We start from the raw sequence: 23308 nt of genomic DNA on the forward strand, positions 1-23308 counted from the left end.
GCGGCGAGAGTTGCCGTGTAACACAGGACGCAGCCGGGTAATCGGTTGTGCCCTTCGGTTCTAGCTCGCTCGGGTCCCATGGCGGCTCCATGGTCCCGGGCCCGCGCCGCAGATGCAAGCCAGCCGCCTTCGCTGAATCACGCCTTCTAGCTGCCCTTAACAACAACGGACCGCGGCAACGCCCACGCCTGTCTCCAGCTTTTCCGGTCCCCGCTTTTCCCTTTGTGTTTGACGGTTTTCGGTCTTCTGATGTGCGGACGATCCGGCGATTCGCGTTTCCCTTATTCGATTTTCAAAGACCCTTCTCTGATCAGCGCTTATCTGCGTTCATCAGCGGCAACATTCTTGCCCTTCCAGCCCAAACTCCATTAACTATTTCGCCAACTACCAATCAGTAACCCGGTACCCCACCCCTCCCCTAAGGTCGCTGTTGCAAATAAACAACTTCCGCCATTCGACCCAACGGTCACCCAACTGTTTACTCAATAGTAAAATCACTGCCGAACCTTTCTATTTTCAGATGTTTAACCGGAATCCCGGCGCACACTGCAGTTTTGGGTTTTTGTAGGGGTTTCAAAGAAGTCGCCCGATCCGTCACCTGGGATTGCTCTTGCTAGTAGCCAGCCGCTAGTTGTAGAAGAACTGGTTTTCTCCAATCTAGCATATTTCTGAAAGCGAATCAAACACGAAAAAGGACATCTTGACAAGCTAGGCGTGTGGTTGTGTTCATTTGCGGACACTGCTACAACCTTCGCCGGGCGGAGCGTGCAGGCGCAGTCCCAACCGGATGTCTCTAAACAACCGGCCAGGTGGCCCAGGCTTTTGATCTTGCGGGCATCACCAACACACTGGGAATGGTGCACGCAAAAATCGTTAAAGGTCGGCCACCCGGGCCGACTTTCGGAAGGAGAGTCCCGTTCTGTCCCCGTTCCAAGTTCTGGATTCTCCGGCGAGATTACTCAAAGCGCCGAAGGCGCGACACAGCCTAGCCCCGACCGTGAGGTCGGGGAAAGCTGTCCCCGTTCCAAGTTCTGGATTCTCCGGCGAGATTACTCAAAGCGCCGAAGGCGCGACACAGCCTAGCCCCGACCGTGAGGTCGGGGAAAGCGAAGAGTATGATGGTGAGCCCCGAAGCCGGGGTCCCCGACGCACGCTTCGTGCGTTGGGGTGGGGAGGGCGCGACACAATCGAGAGAAAGGGCTAAACACCCATTGTCAAGCTACGCACAAAACCACATCCATCTGGTCTTCTCTACTAAAGGACGTCTCAAACTCATTCCCAAAGATATTCAACCGCGCCTTTGGGGATACATCGCGGCGATCTGCAAGAAGAATGCGATGACCGTGTTCGCCGTCGGCGGAATGGCCGACCATATTCACATTCTCTTTCGCCTTCCGCCGTTGTCATTGGTGCGGGCCGTGACGCTCATCAAATCCAACTCGTCAAAATGGATGAAGGAGACGAAAAAGACCTTTGCTTGGCAGAACGGCTATGGCGCGTTCAGCGTGAGCTCATCGAATGTGTCCACGGTGATTCGGTACATCGACCAGCAGGAAGCACACCACAGGAAGAAATCGTTTGAAGAGGAGTTTGTTGCCTTGTTGAAGAGACATGGCGTGGATTTTGATCCCAGGTATGTTTTCGATTAGGTGTCGTTTAGTTCGTGTCGCGCCCTTCGGGGCTCCCCTCCTTTGCGACTCAAGTTCGCGCCGCTTTGCGCGAGCTTGTGCTCAGTCGCAAAGGGTGGGAGATAAAATAACGTCGTGCCAACCCAACCGTCGATCCGTCCGTAAACTTCGCCCCTGACTCTTCTATTCTCTTTCCTCGCCTTTTCTCTGATAACTAATTAATTGGTTGAGACGTCTAAACCTGCCAGACCGTTTCAGAGACATAGGAGATTGCAAATGAGCGCATCAGTTCGCGCCTGGCGGATGTGGGCCGGGATTGTCTGCACCGTCATATTGCTGGTTCCCGGGATGACTTTTGCCCAGAGCCAGACCTCCCCGACGGCCGTCGAACTTCCGTCAACGCCCGCGGGCAAGCTCATGGCCGCGTGGCTGGAGGCTCTCAACAGCGGCGATCGCGACAAGATGCTCAAGTTCCAGACCGCTCACCTTCCAGCGGCGTCCGACGATCGCCGCGAACAGCGCCTCAACCGCATGTTCGGATTGCGGCAGCAAACCGGCGGCTTCACCGTAGAAAAGATTGAAAACTCTTCGGCCAACTCCATCACCGGCGTCGTGAAAGAGAAGAACTCAGAGAACCGCGCCAGCTTCACCCTGGAAACTGAAGGCGATGACCGCATCGCCAACATGGGCCTGCAGTTGATCGGGCCACCGCCTAGCGCCGCCCAGGGTCCCGATTCTCAGCGGCCTCCGGAGCCCGCTCCGGCCAAGAAGCCGGTTCCGGAGTTAATCAAGGACGTGGATTCGCAACTGACCAAGCTCACCGCGGAAGACAAGTTCTCCGGAGCGGTGCTGATCGCCAAAGACGGCAAGGTGCAGTGGCAAAAGGCGTATGGCATGGCGAACCGCGAAAGCAAGACTCCTAACACGCTGGACACGCGTTTCCGCCTGGGCTCCATGAACAAGATGTTTACGTCGGTGGCGATTGCCCAGCTTGTCCAGCAGGGCAAGCTGAAATATTCTGACGCGCTGGCCCACGTGCTGCCGGACTATCCCAATAAAGAAGTCGCCGCGAAGATCACCGTGGACCAGTTGCTGACCCACACGTCCGGCCTGGGCGATTTCTTCGGGCCGGAATTTGACCAGAAAAAAGATTCGCTGCGCGACCTGAAAGATTATCTGCCGCTGTTCGCGAACAAGCCGCTGAAGTTTGAGCCGGGCAAAGGCTGGGCCTACAGCAATGCGGGCTTCCTGGTGCTGGGGCTGATCGTGGAGAAACTCTCTGGGCAGAATTATTACGACTACGTTCAAAAACATATCTACGACGCGGCGGGGATGAAGAACTCCGGCAGCCCGCCGGCGACGGAGAAGGTCGCCAACCTGGCTGTGGGCTACACGCGGCAGGGTGATGGAGACGGAGACGACGATCCCAAGGCTCCGCTCAAACCCAACACCGCGGGTCTTCCCTGGCGCGCCAGCTCGGCCGGCGGCGGCGATTCAACGCTGGGCGATCTGCTCAAGTTCCACCAGGCGCTGCAAGGTAACAAGCTGCTGAGCCCGGAGCTGACGCGTGAAGTCACCACCGGCAAGGTCCATCCGCCGATGTTTCCGCCGGGACGCAAGTATGCCTACGGCTTTGGCGACTTCATGGTGGGCGGGCATCGCGTCGTCGGACACAACGGCGGCGCTCCCGGCATGAACGCGCAACTGGACATGCACTGGGACACCGGATACACGGTCGTCGTGCTGGAGAACATGGACCCGCCGGGAGCCAGCGACATGGCCAAGTACATCAGCGACCGGTTGCCGTAAGGCGAGGGCCCTCTTTTTTGGTCTCTGCATCGTAGACACGGGCGAGTGAACGGAGGAAAGGGCGGGTGAAAATCGGTGAGTGATGATCTCCCACCCATTGGCTCCGAGGCTAAAAACCGCAGAATCCGGCCAGAAGGACTCATTCAGTTACATGCACCTGCCAACTTATCTTCAATGTTGGCAGGCAGAGCAAGTCTGGGGGCCGGATAGGGTAAGTCGCGGTGAAAAACTGGTCCTGGGTGCTGACGGTTCCTCCCAAAAAGCTCGACGGCGAAGTTGCGTAGCACGTCAGGTGTGTACCAGGATTTTGAATGCCTGTTATGCCGACATGGGTCTTGGTCGTCGGATTACAGAAGAGTACCGGGTACAACACGGTCACGGTTTCTGACGTAAAAGCGTCCTGTAGCGCCACTTGTATTGGACTGAAGGGCGTTATCGCCTGCGCCGAATAGCACCCGTAATGGTCCAGGTCAGTTGGAGGTGGAGGCGGTGGTTGACCCGCGCCTGCGGGCACGGCCATGATTGTCGGCCCGCCCATGGCAAGGGTCTGGGTGCCGAATTGATTGCTGATCGTGGCCTCATACCCGGTCGTTGGTATGGCGACCACATACATCACAAAGTGATGATTGGCACTCAGGATAGGGGTGACTACACCGTTCACCGTCTTCTGCACCGGATTGCAGAATTCTGTCGGGGTGATTGAGAGTGTGAATGGTGACAAATTAAACGGGATCTGGAACTGGTCCTTTAGTCCAACAGTAATTGGACTGCCCGGCTGCTGTGGAAACGGGTAGCACCTGAAATGGTCAACCAGGGTTAGTGGTGACGGCTGTGCGATCGCTGAACCGGTCATAGCGATCAGTATTGTCAAGAGAGCGACGTGTTTCATGGATGTCTCCTGGAGCGAACCTCAGATCAAGATTCGTGATTTAGTGTCAATCTTGGGAATCTCTGTGTCGACAATCGTCGTCGAGAACCATCGTTTTACTATGGCCCAGCCAGATCAAAAAGCGAGCATTTCAGAAAAGAAAACCCATGCCTGCAGTTTCATTTCGGTACGATTCAACGTAGGCACTACCCGAGAACTCGCAGGCGAGTTCGTCATCGCTAGAGAAACAACCAGGAAAGTCAGCCCGTCCGCCTCTGCTGTTCCAAAACGGAACGCCATCCTGAATTCGTAACAACCCCTCTTTTCCTGGACTTCTCTTTCTACATTCCGCGTATCTTGCTAAAGCTGCGCGGACCACTCTGTGCTCTGAAGTTCGAAAAAAGCACACATTCGAGTAAACAGTGAACAACGTCCCGCGAGGAGGCTATTGGATGAAACGCAAGCTCGCAGTTGCACTCCTGCTGTTTGCATGTGCACTATTGGCCGGGGCCCAGACCTGGACTGCGTTAGCGCATCAGCCCCCCGTTCCCCTGGGAACGGCGCTGCTGCTGACTGACGGTACCGTCATGGCGCAGCAAATGACCAGTGACGGCTTCGGCACCGGGGCCTGGTGGAAGCTTACGCCTGACGCCAACGGCAGCTACATCAACGGTACCTGGACGCAACTGGCATCCATGCCCTCCGGCTACGCGCCGCTTTACTTTGCCTCCGCTGTGCTGCCCGACGGCCGCTTGTTGGTGGAAGGCGGGGAATTCAATGGGAGTTCCAACAACCAGGTCTTGACCAACCAGGGCGCTATTTACGATCCAGCGTCGAATACCTGGACATCCGTTGCGCCGCCTGCGGGCTGGAGTAACATTGGCGACGCGCAAAGCGTGGTCCTGAGCAATGGAACCTTCATGCTGGCCAATGCCTCGGACTCGGAGGCTGCGCTGTTCAATGCCGCCACGCTGACCTGGACTGCCACCGGCAACAATAAGGCTGACCGGAACGGCGAGGAAGGCTGGATGCTCCTGCCCAACGGCAAAGTCCTGACCGTGGACGCGGCCAATGGGACAAATTCTGAACTTTATGATCCCGCAACGGGATCGTGGTCGTCCGCCGGCAGCACCATCGTGCAGCTTCCCGCACCAGACACTGAAATTGGCCCGGCTATCCTTCGCCCCGACGGGACCGTTTTCGCCACTGGAGGAACATCGAATACGGCAATCTACAACCTGACGACGGGCGGCTGGTCGGTTGGTCCAACCTTCTCCGGCGGGCTGGATATCGCTGACGGTCCGGCCGCCATTCTACCCAGCGGCAATGTCCTGGTAGACGCCAGTCCCGGCGTCTTTCAGTGTTGCTCCAGCTTTTTTGAATTCAACGGCAGCAACCTGCTCTCCGTGCCTTCCCCGCCAAGGCTCAATCTCTTCGATTTCCCGCGTTCATCCTTTCAAGGACGGATGCTGGTGCTGCCCACGGGACAAATCCTATTTACCAAGGGCAGCACCGCGGTGGTGGTCTACACCGGCGCCGGACTTCCTCAAGTGGAATGGGAACCGGTGGTCACCTCGGCGCCGGGGACATTGCTTCTGGGCAGCTACAACAACCTGATTTCCGGAAGACAGTTCAACGGGCTGTCACAAGGCGCGGCCTATGGTGATGACGCGCAAATGGCAACCAACTATCCCCTGGTGCGCGTTACCAATAACGCCACCGGTCACGTCCGTTACGTCAAGACCCACAACCACAGCACAATGGGGGTGGCCACCGGGAGCGCAACCGTGTCCACCATCGCCGATCCCATCACCAACCTTGAGACCGGCACCAGCACTCTTCAGGTGGTGGCCAACGGAATCGCTTCCAATGGAGTCACGGTCCAGGTGGTCAGCAACGGGAACCCATTTATCTACCGCATCCCGCGCGACCAGCAGCTTGCCTGCTACGGGATTTCCGTGGCCCCCAACTTCCCCACCAATTGCCGCGACATCACTGATTTTGACGACAAGCAGATGTGCTTTGGACTGTCGCAGAAATCGCAGACTCCCTGCCAGTCCATCCAGGACCGCAACCTGCAACTGGCCTGCTTCGGCATGGCAGTCACGCCCAGCTTTCCTTCGAATTGCGACAGCATCACCGATCCCCAGCTCAAGAACTTCTGCTATGGCCTTTCCGGCAAGGGTTCGTCGTTTTGCAACAACCTGACGGACACCAACTCGAAGGCGATGTGCCTGGGCATCTCGCTGCACAATTCTTCCAATTGCTCCAGCATCACCAACAGCAACGATCGCTTGTTCTGTCAGGGAATCGCCAGTGGTTCCCAGACGCCCTGCACCTCTATTCAGTAAGCGTCTCTTGCCGGCGGACCCTGCTCTGTGAGCGGGGTCCGTTTTGTCCCCACGCTGCTCCAACGCTCGGCGATAAGCGTAATAGGCCGCGCTTGCAGCTTCCTCTTTGAATTCAAGTTCCAATTAGGCCTACCATGGAAGTAGCGCTGCCACGGGTCTTCATACCGGCGGCGCTGTGGATGAAGGAGAAACTTCATGACAAAGAAAACTTCTCATATTAGCGGGAGAATCGATGCCCAGCCGCGGCTCCATCAAAACGCCGCTGAGATTCAGGCCTACGGCACCGTCAATCATATGCTTCCTCTGGATCTGCTAGAGCCTGTCCGGCTGGAAATGACTGAGCAGCTGAACGTATTGCTGGCGGACACCATGACGCTCCGCGACCTCTATAAGAAATCGCACTGGCAGGTCTCCGGGCCGACCTTTTATCAACTGCACCTTCTGTTTGACAAACATTTCAACGAGCAAGCGGAGATTGTTGACACCATCGCCGAGCGCATACAGTTGCTGGGCGGAATCGCCATTGCCATGGCCGCCGACGTGGCGGAGACCACACAGATTGAGCGCCCCCCGCGCGGACGCGAAGAAGTCCCAGTGCAACTCTCGCGCCTGCTGGACGCGCACCAGATCATCATCGGGCTCTGCCGGACTCTGGCAAAACGAGCGGCCACGCTGGGCGATGACGGGACCAGCGATCTTGTTGTCAGTGACGTTCTGCGCGCCAATGAATTGCAAGCCTGGTTCCTGAGTGAGCACCTGGTGAACATGCCTCTGGTGCACGCCAAAGAGCCCTCTGCGCAAGCCAAGAAGACCGCCTGACGGGCGGCAGGCGTTAGCGATGCAACGTGCGTGGGATGGAAGCGTGGGGACCGCCGCTCAACTCGCCCCGCTTCCACCCGCACGTTACAATGTCTTTCGTGCCTGCGCTCGACAACAAAGCCGTCGCCAACATTCTTAGCGAAACCGCCGACCTGATGGAGATCGCCGGCGAAGACTCCTTCCGCATACGCTCGTATCAGCGGGCCGCCGAAGCCATTGAGTCGCTGGACCAGCAACTCTCGGAAATCTACAAAGACCAGAAGGCGCTGTTGGAAATCCCCGGCATCGGCAAGAGCATGGCCGGGCACATCCAGGAGATTTTCGGCAAAGGCAAGCTGCCGCACCATGAAGAGCTGCTGAAGAAATACAAGCCCTCGATTTTGGAGCTGCTCAAAATCCAGGGACTGGGGCCCAAGACCATCGCGCTGATCTGGGACGCGTTCAAAGTCTGCGATCCTGAGGGCGTGGCCAAACTGGCGCGTGAAGGCAAGCTGCGCGAGCTTCCCCGGCAGAGCGAAAAAACCGAACAGAAAATTCTCAAGGCCATTGAGAGTTATCGCCAGATGACCGGGCGCTTCCTTCTGGACGTGGCCGCTGAAACCGCGCAGAAGATGATTGACCTGATCAAAGACCTGCCCGGCGTGGACAAAGTCACTCCGGCCGGATCGTTGCGTCGCGGCAAAGAGACCGTGGGCGACCTGGACATGCTGGTCACGGGCAAGTGCGCGACTAATGAGAAGCAGCGCGACAAAGTGATCGAACAGATCGTGGATTTTCCCGGCATCCATGAAGTGCTGGCCAAGGGCGAAAACAAAGTCAGCTTCAAGCTGCGCAGCGGATTGCAAGTGGACGTCCGCATTCTTGCGCCGGAATCCTTTGGCGCGGCGCTGCTGTACTTTACCGGCTCCAAAAGCCACAACGTGAGCCTGCGCCAGCGCGCACTCAAACAGGGCTTGACGCTGAACGAATACGGCCTGGCGCGCGTCGAAGACGACAAGCGCGTGGCCAGCAAGACGGAAGCAGACATCTACAAGAAGCTGGGCCTGGACTATATCCCGCCGGAGCTGCGCGAAAACAGCGGCGAAATTGAAGCCGCGGAAGCCCACGCGCTGCCGGAGCTGATCGAGCAGGCTGATATTCAGGGCGACGTCCACATGCACACCGTGGAGACCGACGGCAAGAGCACCATTGAGGAGATGGCGCTGGCGGCGCGCGACCGCGGCTACAAATACATGGCCATCACCGACCATTCCAAGAACCTGGCCTTCGCCAACGGCCTGGACGACAAGCGCGCAGAAGAACACATCAAGCGTATCCACAAAGCCGCCAAGACCATTGAAGGCATCACCATGTTCGCCGGTATTGAAGTGGACATCCTGGCTGACGGCGAACTTGATCTTTCCGATTCTGTCCTGGAGCAGATGGACCTGGTGATCGCCAGCGTGCATTCGCATTTCAACCAGGATTCCGCGCACATGACCGACCGCCTGCTGAGGGCGATCGCCAATCCGAATACCTCCATCATCGGGCACCCGACGGGAAGACAGTTGTTGCGCCGCGAGCCTTACATCTTCGATCTGGATAAAGTATTCACCGCCGCCGCCAAAGCCAACGTCGCCATGGAACAGAACGCGTATCCGGAGCGGCTCGATTTGTCTGACCAGCATTTGCGCATGGCCAAGGCGCGTGGCGTGAAGCTTGTGATTAATACTGACTCGCACCACACGTCGCATCTGGAGAAAATGCGCTACGGAATCCTGCAACTGCGGCGCGCATGGCTCAGCAAAGATGACGTGCTGAACACGCTGCCGGCCGCCAAGTTCGCCAAGATCATGAAGCGAGGGAAGCCGGTGCTGACCAAAGTTTGACACAAGATTCTTCCGGGCGCGTTTCACCGCGCCGACGAAGTATGATGTGGTGACTTAAAGGGCGCAACATTAGGAGCGCAACGCATGCCGGACAATCCGCCACCCAAATCCAGCCAGCCACCGGCGCCGCCGTACACGCCTGGCCACGTGCCCATCACGGAAGAATTCGACAGAGCCAAATGGACCCTGCCGCCGATGACGCCGGTGCTGATCGCGGCCGCGGTGATCGCGGTGATTGTGGCGGTGGTGGCGTTTACCAACCGGTCCACGCCGGTGATGGGCGGAAGCATCACCAAGGTGGCGCGGTTTGACCAGGACGGCAGGACCATTGTCGCGGTGCAAGTGAAGTTGGACAACGTGATTGAGAAGCAGACGTGGATCAAGAACATTGATTCCGAGCTGGAGACGGCGGAAGGCAAGAAGATCACCGACCACGCCGCGCCGGGCAATGACGTGGACACCTATCGCAAGGCCATGCCCGCCTTGCGAGCAGCCGAGGGCGAGCCGTTGCGCGAAGAACTCAAGATCCCCGCCAAGGGAAGCTTTTCCGGCGTGCTCATTTTTTCTTATCCGGTGGACCAGGAGACCTTTGACGGCCGGAAATCGCTGACCGTCCGGATCCAGCTTTACGACCAGCCTACTCTGGTGCTGAAACAGCCTTGAGTTCGCGGGCGAAGCAAAGGTTTGGGCCCTTGATCGCCACCGCCATCGCTTTGATACCAAAATAATTTCTTGACATTCGCCGCTGGACATAGAGAATGGCCGCGCACAAGGATCGGAAGCTCCGGCGCGTCCGTTTGTCCTGCGTTGTTCGAACGAACGTTCGTCAGACTTCCTCCCCGGAGGAGACCATGAAGTTCCGAGTTCATTTCTTGCTGGTTGCCTTGCTGTTTGTCTTTGCTCTTGCCAGCCCTCTTACCATCCATGCCCAGGTTGCTTCGGCTGACGCCCAGCTGAACGGCACCATTCATGACCAGACGGGCAGCATGCTAGTGAAAGCCACGGTCACCCTGCGCAACGTGGACACCAACCACGTTTATACCGCCACGTCCAACAGCACGGGTTATTACATCCTGACCAGCGTGCCGCCGGGAAACTATGAACTCACGGTGGTGGCGCAGGGTTTCGCCAAGCACTCGCAAACCGGGATTGTGCTCCGCGTGGGCCAGGTGGCCACCATGGACTTCACCATGAAGGTGGCCGCGGCCAGCGAGCAAGTCACGGTGAGCACGGAAGCGCCCACCATCGAGCCGACGCGCACCGAGGTGAGCCAGGTGATTGAGACCGAGCAGATCCAGTCGTTGCCCATCAGCGGGCGGCTGTTCACCGATTTTGCGCTGCTGAGTCCCGGCGTCACCACCGGGCGCATCAGCCTGCAGTCCACGTTTACGGATCCCTCCGTCACGCGAATTTCCTTCGGCGGCCAGCGCGACCTGAACAACGCTGTGACCGTGGACGGAGCGGACAACATCAATACCGCCACCGGATCCCAGCGGGCGACTCCGTCACAGGACGCGGTAAGCGAATTCCGCGTGGTGAACAACAGCTTTGGCTCGGAATACGGGCGCGCGCTGGGCGGCATCGTGAACATTGTCACCAAGTCCGGCACCAATGACGTGCACGCTTCGCTCTATGGCTATCTGGAGAACAACAAGTTCAACGCGAATTCGCCGCTGACGTCGCCTGGCTTTGACGTTTTTCGCCAGGGACAATTTGGCGCCACGCTGGGCGGCCCGCTGAAAAAGGACCGCACTTTCTATTTCCTGAACTATGAAGGACAGCGCCGGGCGCAGTCGCCCAGCTATCCGGGGCTTCTGGTAAGCAACATTGGCGCCATCAACGCGCTCAAGGCCAGCCTGGGTATTGCTCCGGAGAATCTCAACATCTTGAAGACTGCCGACGTGGACAACGGCTTCATCAAAGTGGACCACTCGTTGAATGACAAGAACCGGCTGGCCGTCCGCTATTTGATCCAGGACGCCACGGACCTGAACATGCTGGTGGGCGAAACGCTGGACGGCGGCGGCATCGGCGCACCCAGCAGCGGCCGCAACGGTTCACTGCGCGACCAGGCGCTGGTGGCCACGTTGACCTCGCAACTCAGTGAGGCCAAGGTCAATTCCGCGCTGGTGCAGTGGGCGCGGCGCAATTACGGCTTCCCCGGCGTAACCGGCCAGCCCAACCTGGATGTGCCCAACCTGCTGCTGTTCGGCCACAACTTTGGCGCGTTTGATCGCTACAATGAAACGCGTTATCAGTTCTCGGACACGTTCTCCTGGGTCCACGGCAAGCACTTTGCCAAGTTTGGTACGGACGTCAATTACATCCGGAACTTCGTGCTCTGGCCGGGCTTTACTCCGGCGCGCGTCATCTTCCCCAGCTTGGACGACTTGCTGGCGTCCGACAAAGCGGGATGGGGCAGCACGCCGTGCCCGGCGCCGCTGATTGGATTGGTTTCGCCCTGTCTGGCGGCATTTTTCTGGGGCGCGCCCGTGGGCCCTGGGCCGATCAACACCGCGGCGGCTTCGCCCTCCGTGCCCACCACGTGGGACAACGCTTTTCTGGCGTCGCAGGCGTCTAATTTCAACGTCAACATCAACCACAGCTACTACGGGTTCTTTGCCCAGGACCAGTTCCGGCTCACGCCCAAGCTGACCCTGAACTATGGCTTGCGTTATGACGTGGAAGCCGGACTCGGCTTCTTTATCAAGGGCGACCACAACAACTTCCAGCCGCGCGTGGGCCTGGCTTACTCGCCTGATCCCAAGACGGTGATTCGCGCCGGCTACGGCATCTTCAACGATAAATACACCCTGACATTCTTCTTCGTTCCGGCGCCGCAGAGGCCGCCGGTGATCGCCGGCTTGCCCACGGTCAACAACCAGACCACGGGCACTTATCTGCTCAACAGCATGTTCCTGCCCTTCCCCTGCATCCTGGCGGGCTGCCCGGTGGTGCCGGCGCTGCCGCTGCCTCCGGGGACAGTGCCGCCGCCGCTGCTGACGTCGGCGTTTGAGAACCTGATCAACAGCGGAAGCTTCCCGGTCAATGCGGGCTTCTTCCAGGGCGGGACCGCCGTTGATCCGAACCTGCGCTCGCCCTACACCGAGCAAGCCAACCTGTCGATTGATCGCACCCTGGGCAAGGGCCTCACGTTGAGCGTGGGGTACATGATGGTGCAGGGTCACAAGCTGGTCCGCCCGATTGACCTTAACGTGGGCCCGCCGGTCGGCGTGCAACCCAGCACGGGCAAGGACATTTACGCCTTCGCCATCAAGGACCCCGCCATCCCCGCGCCCCCGGCCGGCTCGAACGGAACCAATGGAATTTTCTATTTCACCGATTCCACGGGAAACTCCATTTACCACGGCGTGACGCTGCAGGTGATTGAGAAGGCGGGCAAGTATTTCACGCTCAACGCCAACTACACGATCTCACACACGCTGGACGACGGCACGTTCGTCACCTTTGTGAGCACGCCGCAATCCAACGCGCAACGCAATCTGGAGCGCGCAAATTCCAACCAGGACGCGCGCCACCGGTTCGTCGCCAACTTTGTGGCCGACGCGCCGAAAGACTCATTCCTGCGCTACTTCCAGCTCAGCAGCATCATTACCTTGCAGTCGGCGCGGCCGTTTACGCTGTTTGTGGGCTTTGACGCCAACAATGACGGCAACCCGGTCACCGACCGCGTGGGCAACTCGCCGCGCAACAGTTATCGTGGCGACACGCTGCAGACGGTTGACCTGCGCTTGACGCGCATGTTCAAGATGGGCGAGCGGAAACAGCTCAACGTGTCTTTGGACGCCTTCAACGTCTTCAACCGCGCCAATATTGACGAAGTGTTCTCCGTCTACGGCGCGCCGGACTTTATCCCAGGCAACGTGCCCACGCACTTTGGCGATGGCAACGTCGGCCCCAGCGGGCAGGTGGGCTCGCCCCGGACGGCCTTCAACCCCCGTCAATTGCAGATCGGGGCGAAATTTACTTTCTAAACTCCTCTCCTCTACTTTGGGCGCCGGCAAAAGCTGGCGCCTTTTTTCATGTTCGAGGATGTGTGGAGCGCCCCGGCTGCGTACCGCCGGAAAAAGAGAACGGCGCAGAGAGTCCCGCTTCCATCTCTGCGCCAAGCAAAACAAACGATCAGTGGAGGGAGATATGAACTGGTTTCCTAATCCTTGTCTTTGTCGTTGTCTTTCAGACCGTTGGGAATCGCGCCGTGCTCGAACAAATCAGAGAGATCAATGGCGTTGGCGGCATCGCCCAGAAATGCGGGTCCCAGGCGGAAGATTTCCTGCATGGTGCGCAAGTCAGAGGAATGTGTGAAGTTGAGCGGGCTCGCATAGGGCAGGCCATTCACGTTCTTGTGCGCGCGGGGAGAAATAACGATCTCGCCGATGGTGTGGTTGAAGTCGTCCAGGTTGTCGCCGGCCACGCCGTCCTGCTCGGATTCGTCCCACCAGATGATGATTACGCCGTGCTCTTTGTAGGCCTTTGACGCCATGATCACGGGAATCACCTGACGCAGGAAGTCGTCGCCCTGCAGGATCTTTGCCGGATCGCCGGTCAGGCCTTTGTAGCCTCCGGTCAGCGTGGTGTGCTGGTCATTGAACTGGTTCGGGGTAATGAAGTTGTAATCGGCCACCGTGTCATTGTCCAGGTCGGCGAAGAACTGCTGCAGCGGCGCGTACTGCGTGCGCAGCGGGTTCGCGGTGGTCAGATCGTTGCCGCCGCTGGAGTCCGTGAAAAACACCATGGGATTGTGTTTGGCGGCGTAGTTGAACTGGTTGGAGCCGTTGAACTGATTGAAATTGCCGGGGGCAAAGATGCCGGAGATGCTCTTCAGCGGAACGGTCCACTGGTTGCGGGGCAGAGGGACGTTGGTGAGCTGGCCGCCAACGGTGGTGAGGTCAGTGTCTTCCTGATACGAACGCCAGGTTTTTCCTGCCTGCGTCAGCAAGGTGACCAGGTGCTGCGTCGAGTTCTGGATGGACGGGTTCACGGCAGCGAAGGGGTCGTTATCGTTCAAGATGCCAAAATTGGTTCCCGCTTCCGCCCACAGGTAATTGGGTTCGGAAGGATGAATATGAGGATTGTTGCCGCCGGCGGTGGCCAAGACGTTGTGGTAGTTGGTGGCGTAGGCGACGTGTTCGCTGATGCGGACGTCGCGGCCGTTGATGCGGGCAAACGCGGTCCCGTTGACCAGGCTGTTGATGAACGGCGCGGCCGGGTTTTGAAAAATCTGCTGGATTCCGCCGGTGAACTGGTTGGCCGGCTGCGTCCAGTTGTGGTTTTCCATCGCGATCACGAAAACTGTTTTGATTTCTTCCGCGCCGGCGTTCAAGCGGCCCAAGATGATCATCAGGGCAAATACGCCCAGCGTGCCAAGACGTCTGACGTGCGACATTGAATTCTCCAGTTGGTGGGATTGGCGGCGTACGCTGGAACGCGTCCGGATCACTTGCGGTGAAACTCTGGCGACCATCGTGCCCCGCTATACCGATAGCAGGTCTGTTCGGCACGAAGGTGAACGAGAGATTACTTTTTGATGAATGGTGGTTAACAAAGGAAAACGTTGACCGGAGGCGCCGCGGCTGCGTATAGCTGAAGAGAACTTGCGGAGCGCAAGCCGGGTCCCCGGAGCGCGATTGCCAAAGCCCAGACGCCATCCAACCCTGACCTTCAGGACACTTGACACGCGTGCGCATGGATGAACTTCTTCGTTGTTTTCAAGGCGAATATAAATCGGTAAAATGATGCTGACCAGAGTTTGCCAAGATATTTGAAAGCCAAAATAGCCATTAGCCCTTAGCCATTAGCCGTGAGAGGCAGGGAGTATCGGCAGACCACAAGATGTATGGATGATCTAAGGTTCGTCAACCCTACATCTTGTAGTGTCGCGATCCGGCGCGTTGCCGTGCCAGCTAAGTTATTTGTTTCTACTGCGAAATCGCAGGCGAGGGCGCTTGCGCTCCACGCTTTTTGCGGAGTATCGCCGGGGATGATATGAGCTAAGTCTATATTTTCCGGGGATGAACGGGGAGGGGCAGGCGCGCGAAGCGCGCCTGATCGCCGAGATCGCCGACATCGCAGCGTGATCGCCGTAATCGGAAAGGCAAACCTTTACCACGGATCAACACGGATAACAATGATCGGAAAGGCAAAAGCAGGTTCCTCCCCTTCGGCTTAGCCCAGGGTCGGAATGACAAGTTATGGAGCGGCATCGGAACACAAGAATCGGTGGTCGCCCACAGCCTAAATCGTCGGAAAGATGTCTGCTTCCGGCCGGGACGAATCGGCTAACAATGGCCTTTGCGCCTGAGTCCAAGACAGGGAACCAGGAGGAGATGAAGATCATGACCAAAGCATTGCGTTGTCTGGCGGTTCTGGTATTGCCGTTGGTGCTGTCGGTGTGTTCGTTTGCCGGAGCAGGAGCGGCCCATCCGGAGATGGTGGTGTCCGCGCAGTGGCTGGCCGACCACTTGAAAGATCCCAAAGTAGTGGTGCTGCACGTGGCCGACAAGGTTGCCGACTACCGTCGCGGACACATCCCCGGCGCGCGCTACCTTTCCACCGACGACTTTACCACCGGCAACGACGTGGAACTGCCCGCGGTGGACAAGCTGAAAGCCGTTTTTGAAAAGCTGGGCGTGAGCGACGACACGCGCGTGGTGATCTACACCACGGCATGGCCGCCCACGGCCGGCCGCGCGTTCTTTACCCTGGATTACCTGGGCCATGACAAAACCTCGTTGCTCGATGGCGGGATTGAACACTGGATGGTTGAGCAGCGTCCCATCACCACGGAAACTCCTCAGGTGATCAGTGGAAAATTTACGCCGCACGTGCATGAGGAAGTGCGCGCGTTGTTGGGCGAAGCCAAGCAGGCTACCGAACCTGACTCCAAGGAACTGCTGGTGGATTCGCGCCCCATGCGCCGCTACAAAGACGGGCATCCGGCGGGCGCTGTGCCTGTCTACTGGCAGGAGACGCTGGTGGACCCCAACGAAGACCCGGTCTTTCTTTCGCCGGAAAAACTCAGAGCGCTGTTTGAATCGCGCGGGATCAAGCCGGGGAAGAAGCTGGTGACGTATTGCGAAGTCGGCCTGCAGGCTTCGCACGTGTATTTTGTCGCCAAATACCTGGGCTATGACGCGGCGATGTATGACGGCTCGATGCACGAGTGGAGCATGGTGAACAATCTTCCCGTGGTCAAAGGCGACTCGGTGCGATGAGGACTCCCGTGAGCGAACTCAAGAAAAACGCGGCGCGTGCGCGGATCAGCTATTCCGCCGGCGCCGCCGTTCGTAAACTGGCTAAGCTGGCCGCGCTGGCGGTGATCTGCGGCTTCCTGCTGACGACGCGCATGCATGCTCAGAAAAAACCCGACGCCGCTGCGATCGAAACGCCCAAGCTGAGGGCGGAGATGCTGGTCACCACCGCGTGGCTGGCGCAGCACCTGCAAGACGCGGACCTGGTGGTGCTGTGCGTCGCCGGCAAGCCGGAGTTTTATTCCGTCGGCCATATTCCCGGCGCGCGCTTCATTCCGCTGACAGACATCGCCATCACGCGCGACGGCATCCCCAACGAGCTTCCGCCGGTTGCAGACCTCAAGCGCGTTTTTGAGTCCGCTGGACTCACGGACCGCTCGCGCGTGGTCCTTTATGGCGAACGTTACGGAATGTTCGCCGCCCGCGCTTATTTCACGCTGGACTATCTGGGGCTGGCCGGCCACGTGGCATTGCTCGATGGCGGTCTGGAGAAATGGAAAGCCGAGAACCGGCCGCTTTCGACGGACACGCCGAAGCCGGCTGCGGGAAATCTCCGCGGCGCCAAATTGACCATCAAGCTGAACGAGAAGATTTCACTCAGCGTGCAGGACATGCAGGACCTGGCGTTGACCAAGCCGGAGTCGGCGGCGATTCTGGACGCGCGTCCGGCGGACGAATTTTCCGGAGCGAAGCTTTCAGAAGAAGTTTCCAGAGCCGGACACATCCCGCACGCCGCAGGCCTGTTCTGGATGAAAAACCTGGAGAGCACGGCCAATCCGGTTCTGCTGCCGGAAACCGAACTGCGCCGCATGTATGCCGGCTTGGGCGCCACGCCGCAAAAGAAAGTAGTGAGTTACTGCCGCAGCGGCATGCAGTCGTCCTTCGACTATTTTGTCGCGAAGTATCTCGGCTACGAAGCAAGCATGTATGACGGATCGTTCTTTGAATGGAGCAGGAAAGAGCTGCCGGTGGAGAGCGAAGCCAAGAAGTAATCAAACCTCAGGGTATGTCATCCTGAGCGGAGCGACGCTGCGTAGCAAGGCGTCGCGCAGTCGAAGGACCCCGAGAATCGATCAGTAACCATGCTGCTTTCGAGAGTTTTCACGACGCATCTCGGTTCGCAACCAAAAGGCAAATGTCTTGAAGACAGCAGACACAGGCAGGAGTGCCTGTGCCACACGGGCATGAATGGCTCGGTTGTCGCGAAAGTTACCGGTTAGTTCTCCGCCGTGGCCACACGATTCTCTTTTCGAATCCTGGGCCGCTTCACGTTGCGGGCCAGGCCCACGGTTTCCATGGCGAAGATGAAGTACCATCCAATGTCCACTTCCCACCAGCGCAGTCCCAGGCGGGCAGAGCCGGCGAAGGTGTGGTGGTTGCGATGCCAGTTCTCGCCCCAAGCCGTGAGTTGCAGCGGGCCCAGCCACCACAGGTTCCGGCTGGAGTCGCTCTCTTCCGCGTGGCCCAGGTGCGTGAGGCTGTTCACCAGACATTGCATGTGCAGCGAATAGACCAGGCGGATCGCGCCCATCCAGAAAAAACCTTGCCAGCCAAACACCAGGCCGCAGCACAGAGAGAGCACGATCATAGGAACTTCAGCATGTTCCCAGACTTTGTACGCGCCGCGGTCCAGGTCCGGACACCATTTTTGTTTGTCCGCGGGGGCGGACTGGTAGAGCCAGCGCAGGTGCGCCCACCAGAATCCGCCCTGCTTGGGACTGGAAACATCGTCGGGCGTATCGGTATGCGAGTGATGATGGCGATGGTAAGCGACCCAGCTACCCGGCGCGCCCGAGCCGTTGAACATCGCACAGAAAATCAGAATGTTCTCGACGATTTTGTTCAACTTGAACGTGCGGTGCGCGAGCAGGCGATGGTAACAAACCGTCGTCCCCAATCCGCCCAGAGCAGTCAGCACCAGAGTTGCACACAAAACCTTCAAGCTGGGCAGTGGAAAAAGCACCACCCCGATTACCGCCAGAACATGGATCAAGATCAGATAAGTAAAGATGGGCACTTTGGATGGCGCGGGCTTCCAAAAGGGCCGTTGCCAGGGCCGGACTTCTTGAACGACGGTCTGATGCATGCTAGCTCCTATTGGGCGATTCCCTTACGGCCTGTCACAAGTGCTGGTTCGTTTCAGTGGGCGGCAGAAGTCCGAGCGCAGATGTAACGTGTGTGTCAGTAGGCTGCCATTATTTCACAGGTCAGAGGCTGAATCCGGAAAATGACGAAAACATTGGTATCGGATGAATAGTAGGAAACGGCAGATCGTACGAGTCGGGCGCTGGGCCGGACAGTCCGGCATCTAGCGCGCTGCTTCCAGCACGGGCTGGTCAGCGGGTGCGGGATATCCCGGCGAAGCTTGCCGGATGGGTTCGCGGACGGGCACGCGCACAGGCGCCTTCACCGCCACCGGCCCGTGCGTGCGGAAGGGAAGTTTGAACTTGCGGGCAATCTCCGGCCAAAACTCTCTGAGCACGTCCCAGCCAATGTCATTGGCCACGCTGAAGCCAACTCGACTGGTGGTGGGTCCAAAGCCGCGGGGATTTCCCGGATGATAGACGTTGCTCAGCACTTTCATGCTGACCGTGGTCATCCACTCAGAGTAATTGAACATCGGCCGCCCGGAATCGCTGCGCGCGACGAAACGGTGCGCCAGCGCATGTGCCAGGCGCTGGTTGGCGGAGCCTTGCCCCATGCGATAGTAGCGCGGGTCCTGATGAAACAATGAAGGATACAAAAACGTGCCAAAGAATTCGCTGGCCACACTGTCGCTGAGCGCGGCGGAATAACGGTGGCCGTAACCGGCAATGCCCTGGCCATACGCGGCGTCAGTGTGCGTGATATGCGCGGACCCGGCGTCCCAGGCGGCGCCCAGAAAGTTGAGCGGATCGGCGGAGTGCTTCACGAACAGGTTGAACTTGTCATGCGCGTCCATTACGCAGGGAATGGCGCTATGGCGGCGCGGCATGGGGACGGTGACGCTGTCCACGCGCTGCGAAACTTTGGCGACGATCTTGTTCAGCGGGCCGCTGTAATCGTCAACGTCAAAAGGTTCGACGAAGGTCGCGCACTGCTTCGCGGGCGTGACCGGTTTGATCGGCGCCGGCACGAACGCTGGCGGCGGCAGCGTGACCGAAGGCGTCATGTTCTCAATCGCCAGACCACTCATGTTGGTCATGAGCTGCGCGCGCGCCGAGCCACAAGCGGCCAGCAGGCATACGAGCACGAATTGTCGTTTCATCTCGCGCATGAATCACGCCGTGAAATCGTGCCCGGCAGGTTGCTAATGTACCGGGCAATGCTTTCAGCGGTTAGGGTACTTTGGTCCTTGTCCGCGCCGATTTGCGGCGTGTACATGTTGTGAGACACCTAACCCACACAAAGCAGAACAGTTTTCCGAGTGTCATTATTTGTCAGCCGGCCGGGGACATGTACCGGAGAGCGGGGTAAGTCGAATCCAGGCGGATTCGCACCTATATATAAGACAAGGAAGTGGGGAAGTTGGCTGCCGCGTATAATCAACCTCCGCAAAGGGAGACACAGATGAAAGCCAGCGTTGCCGCCGGGATGTTGACGTTCTTTTTGATGGCTGCGATTGCAGCGTGGGGCAAAGAAGGCCGCGCCGTAGTGGTGTATGACGACGTGGCCACCGAGATCAATCCCGCGTTGGAAGAGTCCAGTCAGTTGTGGATTCCCAAAGCAGACCTTGTTCGCGCCACGCGATTTGAAGTGAAGCCGCAAGGCGTGTGTCGCGACGAAATCTGCATTCCGCTGCCCAAAGCCAGAATGCAGGAGTTTGTTCGCAAGAGCTCTGGTCGCGAATGGTTCAACCTGACGGCCTTTGCCCAGCTCACTCACCAAGCGGTGGCGCATGACGCGGCGGCATCCGTCTGGTATTTCGGCTTGCGCTCTGACCAGCAGCAGACGCTGGCATCGTTGCAGGCGCCGGACTTTACCCTGCCGGACATCAACGGCAAGCCGCATTCGCTGTCTGATTTTCGTGGCAAAAAAGTTTTGCTGGTCACCTGGGCCTCGTGGTGAGGCTGCCGCTTTGATCTGCCAGGCTGGCAGGTGCTTTACCAGCAACTGAAAGACAAGAACTTCGAAATCGTCTCCGTCGCCCAGGACACCAGCGGCGTCAAAGACGCCGGGCCGTGGATTGATCCGCTCAAGTTCGCCAACGCCAGACCGGACTTGCCCAAAGAGACCATCGAAAGAGCGCGGCAAACCGGTCCGCTGACCTTCACCGTGCTCATTGACCAGGAGCACCTGGTTTCCAAGCTCTACAACATGGTCAACGTGCCTACCGGCGTTTGGATCAACGAGAAGGGAAGAATCGTCCGTCCGAATGAAGTGGCATTCGTGGATGATCGCTTCAAGAGCTTCAGCGGCCTGGATTCGGCTCCTTACATCAGCGCGCTGAAAGACTGGGCGGAAAAGGGCGACGCCAGCCCTTACGCTATGAGCGAAGACCGCTTGCGGGAAAAGCTGGCGCCGGCCGACCCTAACATCGCTCTGGCCGCCGCGGAGTTTGGCTTGGGCGAGCATTTGTATAAGGCCGGCCATCTGGCGGAGGCGATTCCCCATTTCAAAGAAGCCCAGCGGCTCAATCCCAAAAGCTGGAACTATAAGCGGCAGGCGTGGGCGCTCTCGGACGCCAAACGCGACTACGGGACCAGCTTTCGCGAAGAAGTGGACAAAATCGGCGGAAGCAAGGTCTATTATCCGCCGCCGGAGTTGCCGAAGGAGAAAAAGCCGTAAGCGCGTCCATGCCGAAGGTGCCGTCCCGAACCGGAGCACTAGCTACGCTGCGTCCCCAACTTCATGCGCGGGTGCGCAGGTGAGGGAACTGCTCCGCTACACGAAGTGGGAACGGAACTCGCGAACCAGGAGACCACCAGAGCAGATTCCTCGACCTCAGGAAAGCGCACTGAAGGCTGAAACACCCATGCGAGTTCGGCCTCGGAATGACAATTCTCTCTTGCGGATTTGTCAGATGCTCTGGCGAATATCTTGACCGGCGGACTGTAACGTTCTTGTTCTAGCCGCCACTATCTTAGATATACTTTCGATTTGATACAGCATCGGTTGAGTGAAGGAGAAAGGGCATGAGCGCCTTTCAGCCGAAACAGAAGCAGCCTCCGCAGCGGACAGCGTCCACCACCGCCGGGCCGAGAACACCCGTCCGCTCGTCCAATCAGCACGAGCATCCGTTTCTGAATTTGCAGCGAACGATTGGCAATCAGGCGGTGCTGCGCCTGCTGCGAGCCAGCTCCGAGGGCCCAGGGCTTGGCTCTGCGGCTAGCAGACAAGGCTCCTCCGGACTAGGCATCGGCCGCATACCCGTCTCTTCCGCGCCGGCGAAGACCCTCCAGACGAAGCTGACAGTGAACACGCCCGGAGACTCTTTTGAGCAGGAAGCCGACCGCGTGGCTGACCAGGTCATGCGCATGACGGCCCCCAGCGTCTCTGCGCCGCCCGCGATGTCCGGCAGTGTAGCCGGCCTGCAGCGCGCGTGCGCCTGCGGCGGGACTTGCTCTGACTGCAAAAACGCTGAGTACGACGACGAGCATACTCACGTGCAAATGAAATCCGCCGGACCAGGCGACGCAGGTGGGATGGAAGCGCCGCCGATTGTGCATGAAGTGCTGCGCTCGCCCGGCCAACCGCTGGACGCCGCGACGCGCGCCTTCATGGAGCCGCGCTTCGGACACGACTTCAGCGGGGTGCGGGTGCATACGGATGCAAGGGCGGCGGAATCGGCGAGTGCGGTCGGCGCCCTGGCCTACACCGCGGGGCAGAACATTGTTTTTGCTCCGGGCCAGCACAATGCGGCCTCGCACAGCGGACGCAAATTGCTTGCCCATGAACTCTCCCATACCTTGCAAGCGGCCCCGGCGGGAACAGCCGCTCGGACGGTCATGAGAAAGGACGACGCCAAGAAGCCTCCAGAATGCAAAAAGGTCATCGGGCCCATACGCCCGGTTTTCTTCAAGGACGACGCCAAAGATAAATCCCCCACCGGTCAAAGCCTCAACACCAGGCTGGCGGAAGCAAATCGCATCTGGGACAAGTGTGGCATTAACTTTTCCGCGGGCACGCCACGGGTGATTGAAGAAAAAGACGCCAAACATGCCAACTCCGGAACTGAGTTTTCGAAGCTTATGGATGCCCACGGAAAGAGTGGTTCAGGCCCTGAAGTTTTCTTTTTCGATAGTGACCTGAAGAAATTTGGCGGCGGTGTAAAAGGGCCAAAGGACGAAATAGGCGACGAAGCAAAGATCATGCTCTCCGATCAAGGGGCCAACAAGCGCCTGCTGGCCCATGAACTCGGCCATGCCATGGGGAATGCACTCCTTCACCCGGATGCAGCTCCCTACATTCCCCCAGGTACAATCATGGAGCCAAGCGGCATAGATGGAACCAATCCTGACGTGGTAACGCAATCAATGTGCGCGCTCATCGAGTGGCCTAAAAAGATTCCGGCCAAGGAATGCTTGCATCCTGATCCCGACTCCCCGAAGGCCGCGCCGCAGCCGCCGCAGACCAAAGACCCCAAGGAAAGTCAGCCCCCCAAAAAGTAAAGACCAGGCTGTTAAACGCGGGCGTCCCTCTGCTCTCTCTGCGTCCGCTGCCGTAAGTCTTCTGCTGTTGATTGCTCCCCTGTGCTATAACATTCCGTTTCCCC

The 23308-nt window shown here is 58.6% G+C and carries 16 protein-coding genes; 12 read left to right on the top strand and 4 right to left on the bottom strand.

Features of this window, described 5'->3' with window-relative positions; translation table 11 throughout:
- The first annotated feature begins 1115 nt into the window (after nt 1–1115).
- Nucleotides 1116–1649, top strand: a complete 534-nt coding sequence (tnpA, locus tag LAO20_20135) for an IS200/IS605 family transposase (GenBank protein ID MBZ5533746.1) — start codon at nt 1116–1118, stop codon at nt 1647–1649.
- A 255-nt stretch (nt 1650–1904) separates the two neighbouring features.
- Nucleotides 1905–3437, top strand: coding sequence for a beta-lactamase family protein (locus tag LAO20_20140; GenBank protein ID MBZ5533747.1), 1533 nt, complete (start codon nt 1905–1907; stop codon nt 3435–3437).
- A 139-nt stretch (nt 3438–3576) separates the two neighbouring features.
- Here LAO20_20140 and LAO20_20145 read toward each other — a convergent pair whose 3' ends face one another.
- On the bottom strand, nt 3577–4326 hold the full coding sequence (locus LAO20_20145; GenBank protein MBZ5533748.1) for a hypothetical protein: 750 nt from the start codon (nt 4324–4326) through the stop codon (nt 3577–3579).
- Between the two features lie 431 nt (nt 4327–4757).
- Here LAO20_20145 and LAO20_20150 point away from each other — a divergent pair, with 431 nt between their 5' ends.
- The 5 genes from LAO20_20150 to LAO20_20170 all read left to right on the top strand — a co-directional run bounded on the left by LAO20_20150 (nt 4758) and on the right by LAO20_20170 (nt 13338).
- Nucleotides 4758–6656 (top strand): hypothetical protein, encoded by a 1899-nt coding sequence (locus LAO20_20150; protein MBZ5533749.1) that lies wholly within the window; start codon nt 4758–4760, stop codon nt 6654–6656.
- A 195-nt stretch (nt 6657–6851) separates the two neighbouring features.
- Complete coding sequence (locus LAO20_20155; protein ID MBZ5533750.1) at nt 6852–7475, top strand: DNA starvation/stationary phase protection protein; 624 nt, start codon at nt 6852–6854, stop codon at nt 7473–7475.
- An 89-nt stretch (nt 7476–7564) separates the two neighbouring features.
- Nucleotides 7565–9343, top strand: a complete 1779-nt coding sequence (gene polX / locus LAO20_20160) for a DNA polymerase/3'-5' exonuclease PolX (GenBank protein ID MBZ5533751.1) — start codon at nt 7565–7567, stop codon at nt 9341–9343.
- Between the two features lie 84 nt (nt 9344–9427).
- Nucleotides 9428–10006: a hypothetical protein gene (locus LAO20_20165; GenBank protein ID MBZ5533752.1), complete on the top strand. Its 579-nt coding sequence runs from the start codon at nt 9428–9430 to the stop codon at nt 10004–10006.
- A gap of 188 nt (nt 10007–10194) precedes the next feature.
- Nucleotides 10195–13338 (top strand): TonB-dependent receptor, encoded by a 3144-nt coding sequence (locus LAO20_20170; protein ID MBZ5533753.1) that lies wholly within the window; start codon nt 10195–10197, stop codon nt 13336–13338.
- Nucleotides 13339–13514: 176 nt separating this feature from the next.
- Here LAO20_20170 and LAO20_20175 read toward each other — a convergent pair whose 3' ends face one another.
- Nucleotides 13515–14750 (bottom strand): alkaline phosphatase family protein, encoded by a 1236-nt coding sequence (locus LAO20_20175; GenBank protein MBZ5533754.1) that lies wholly within the window; start codon nt 14748–14750, stop codon nt 13515–13517.
- A 949-nt stretch (nt 14751–15699) separates the two neighbouring features.
- Between LAO20_20175 and LAO20_20180 the strand changes: the two genes are divergently transcribed.
- Entirely contained in the window at nt 15700–16578 is an 879-nt protein-coding gene (locus LAO20_20180; protein MBZ5533755.1) for a sulfurtransferase, read from the top strand.
- Nucleotides 16575–17606: a sulfurtransferase gene (locus LAO20_20185; GenBank protein ID MBZ5533756.1), complete on the top strand. Its 1032-nt coding sequence runs from the start codon at nt 16575–16577 to the stop codon at nt 17604–17606. The genes LAO20_20180 and LAO20_20185 overlap by 4 nt, the downstream gene beginning before the upstream one ends.
- Before the next feature lie 224 nt (nt 17607–17830).
- Here the strand turns inward: LAO20_20185 and LAO20_20190 are convergent, their stop codons facing one another.
- Together LAO20_20190 and LAO20_20195 are read right to left on the bottom strand one after the other, a co-directional pair.
- Nucleotides 17831–18700 carry a fatty acid desaturase gene (locus tag LAO20_20190; GenBank protein MBZ5533757.1) on the bottom strand — a complete coding sequence of 290 codons (870 nt, stop codon included), beginning with the start codon at nt 18698–18700 and terminating at the stop codon, nt 17831–17833.
- A gap of 222 nt (nt 18701–18922) precedes the next feature.
- A complete protein-coding gene (locus tag LAO20_20195) occupies nt 18923–19861 on the bottom strand; it encodes a hypothetical protein (GenBank protein MBZ5533758.1) in 939 nt (312 codons plus the stop codon).
- 302 nt (nt 19862–20163) lie between these two features.
- On the opposite strand from LAO20_20195, the gene LAO20_20200 reads away from it, so the two are divergent.
- The 3 genes from LAO20_20200 (at nt 20164) to LAO20_20210 (ending at nt 23204) form a co-directional block, all read left to right on the top strand.
- Nucleotides 20164–20661: a redoxin domain-containing protein gene (locus LAO20_20200; GenBank protein ID MBZ5533759.1), complete on the top strand. Its 498-nt coding sequence runs from the start codon at nt 20164–20166 to the stop codon at nt 20659–20661.
- A gap of 30 nt (nt 20662–20691) precedes the next feature.
- Nucleotides 20692–21381, top strand: coding sequence for a thioredoxin family protein (locus LAO20_20205; GenBank protein MBZ5533760.1), 690 nt, complete (start codon nt 20692–20694; stop codon nt 21379–21381).
- A gap of 722 nt (nt 21382–22103) precedes the next feature.
- Nucleotides 22104–23204 (top strand): DUF4157 domain-containing protein, encoded by a 1101-nt coding sequence (locus tag LAO20_20210; protein ID MBZ5533761.1) that lies wholly within the window; start codon nt 22104–22106, stop codon nt 23202–23204.
- The last annotated feature ends 104 nt before the right edge of the window (nt 23205–23308 follow it).

The sequence above is a fragment of the Terriglobia bacterium genome (assembly GCA_020072815.1).
GTDB lineage: Bacteria > Acidobacteriota > Terriglobia > Terriglobales > Acidobacteriaceae > Angelobacter.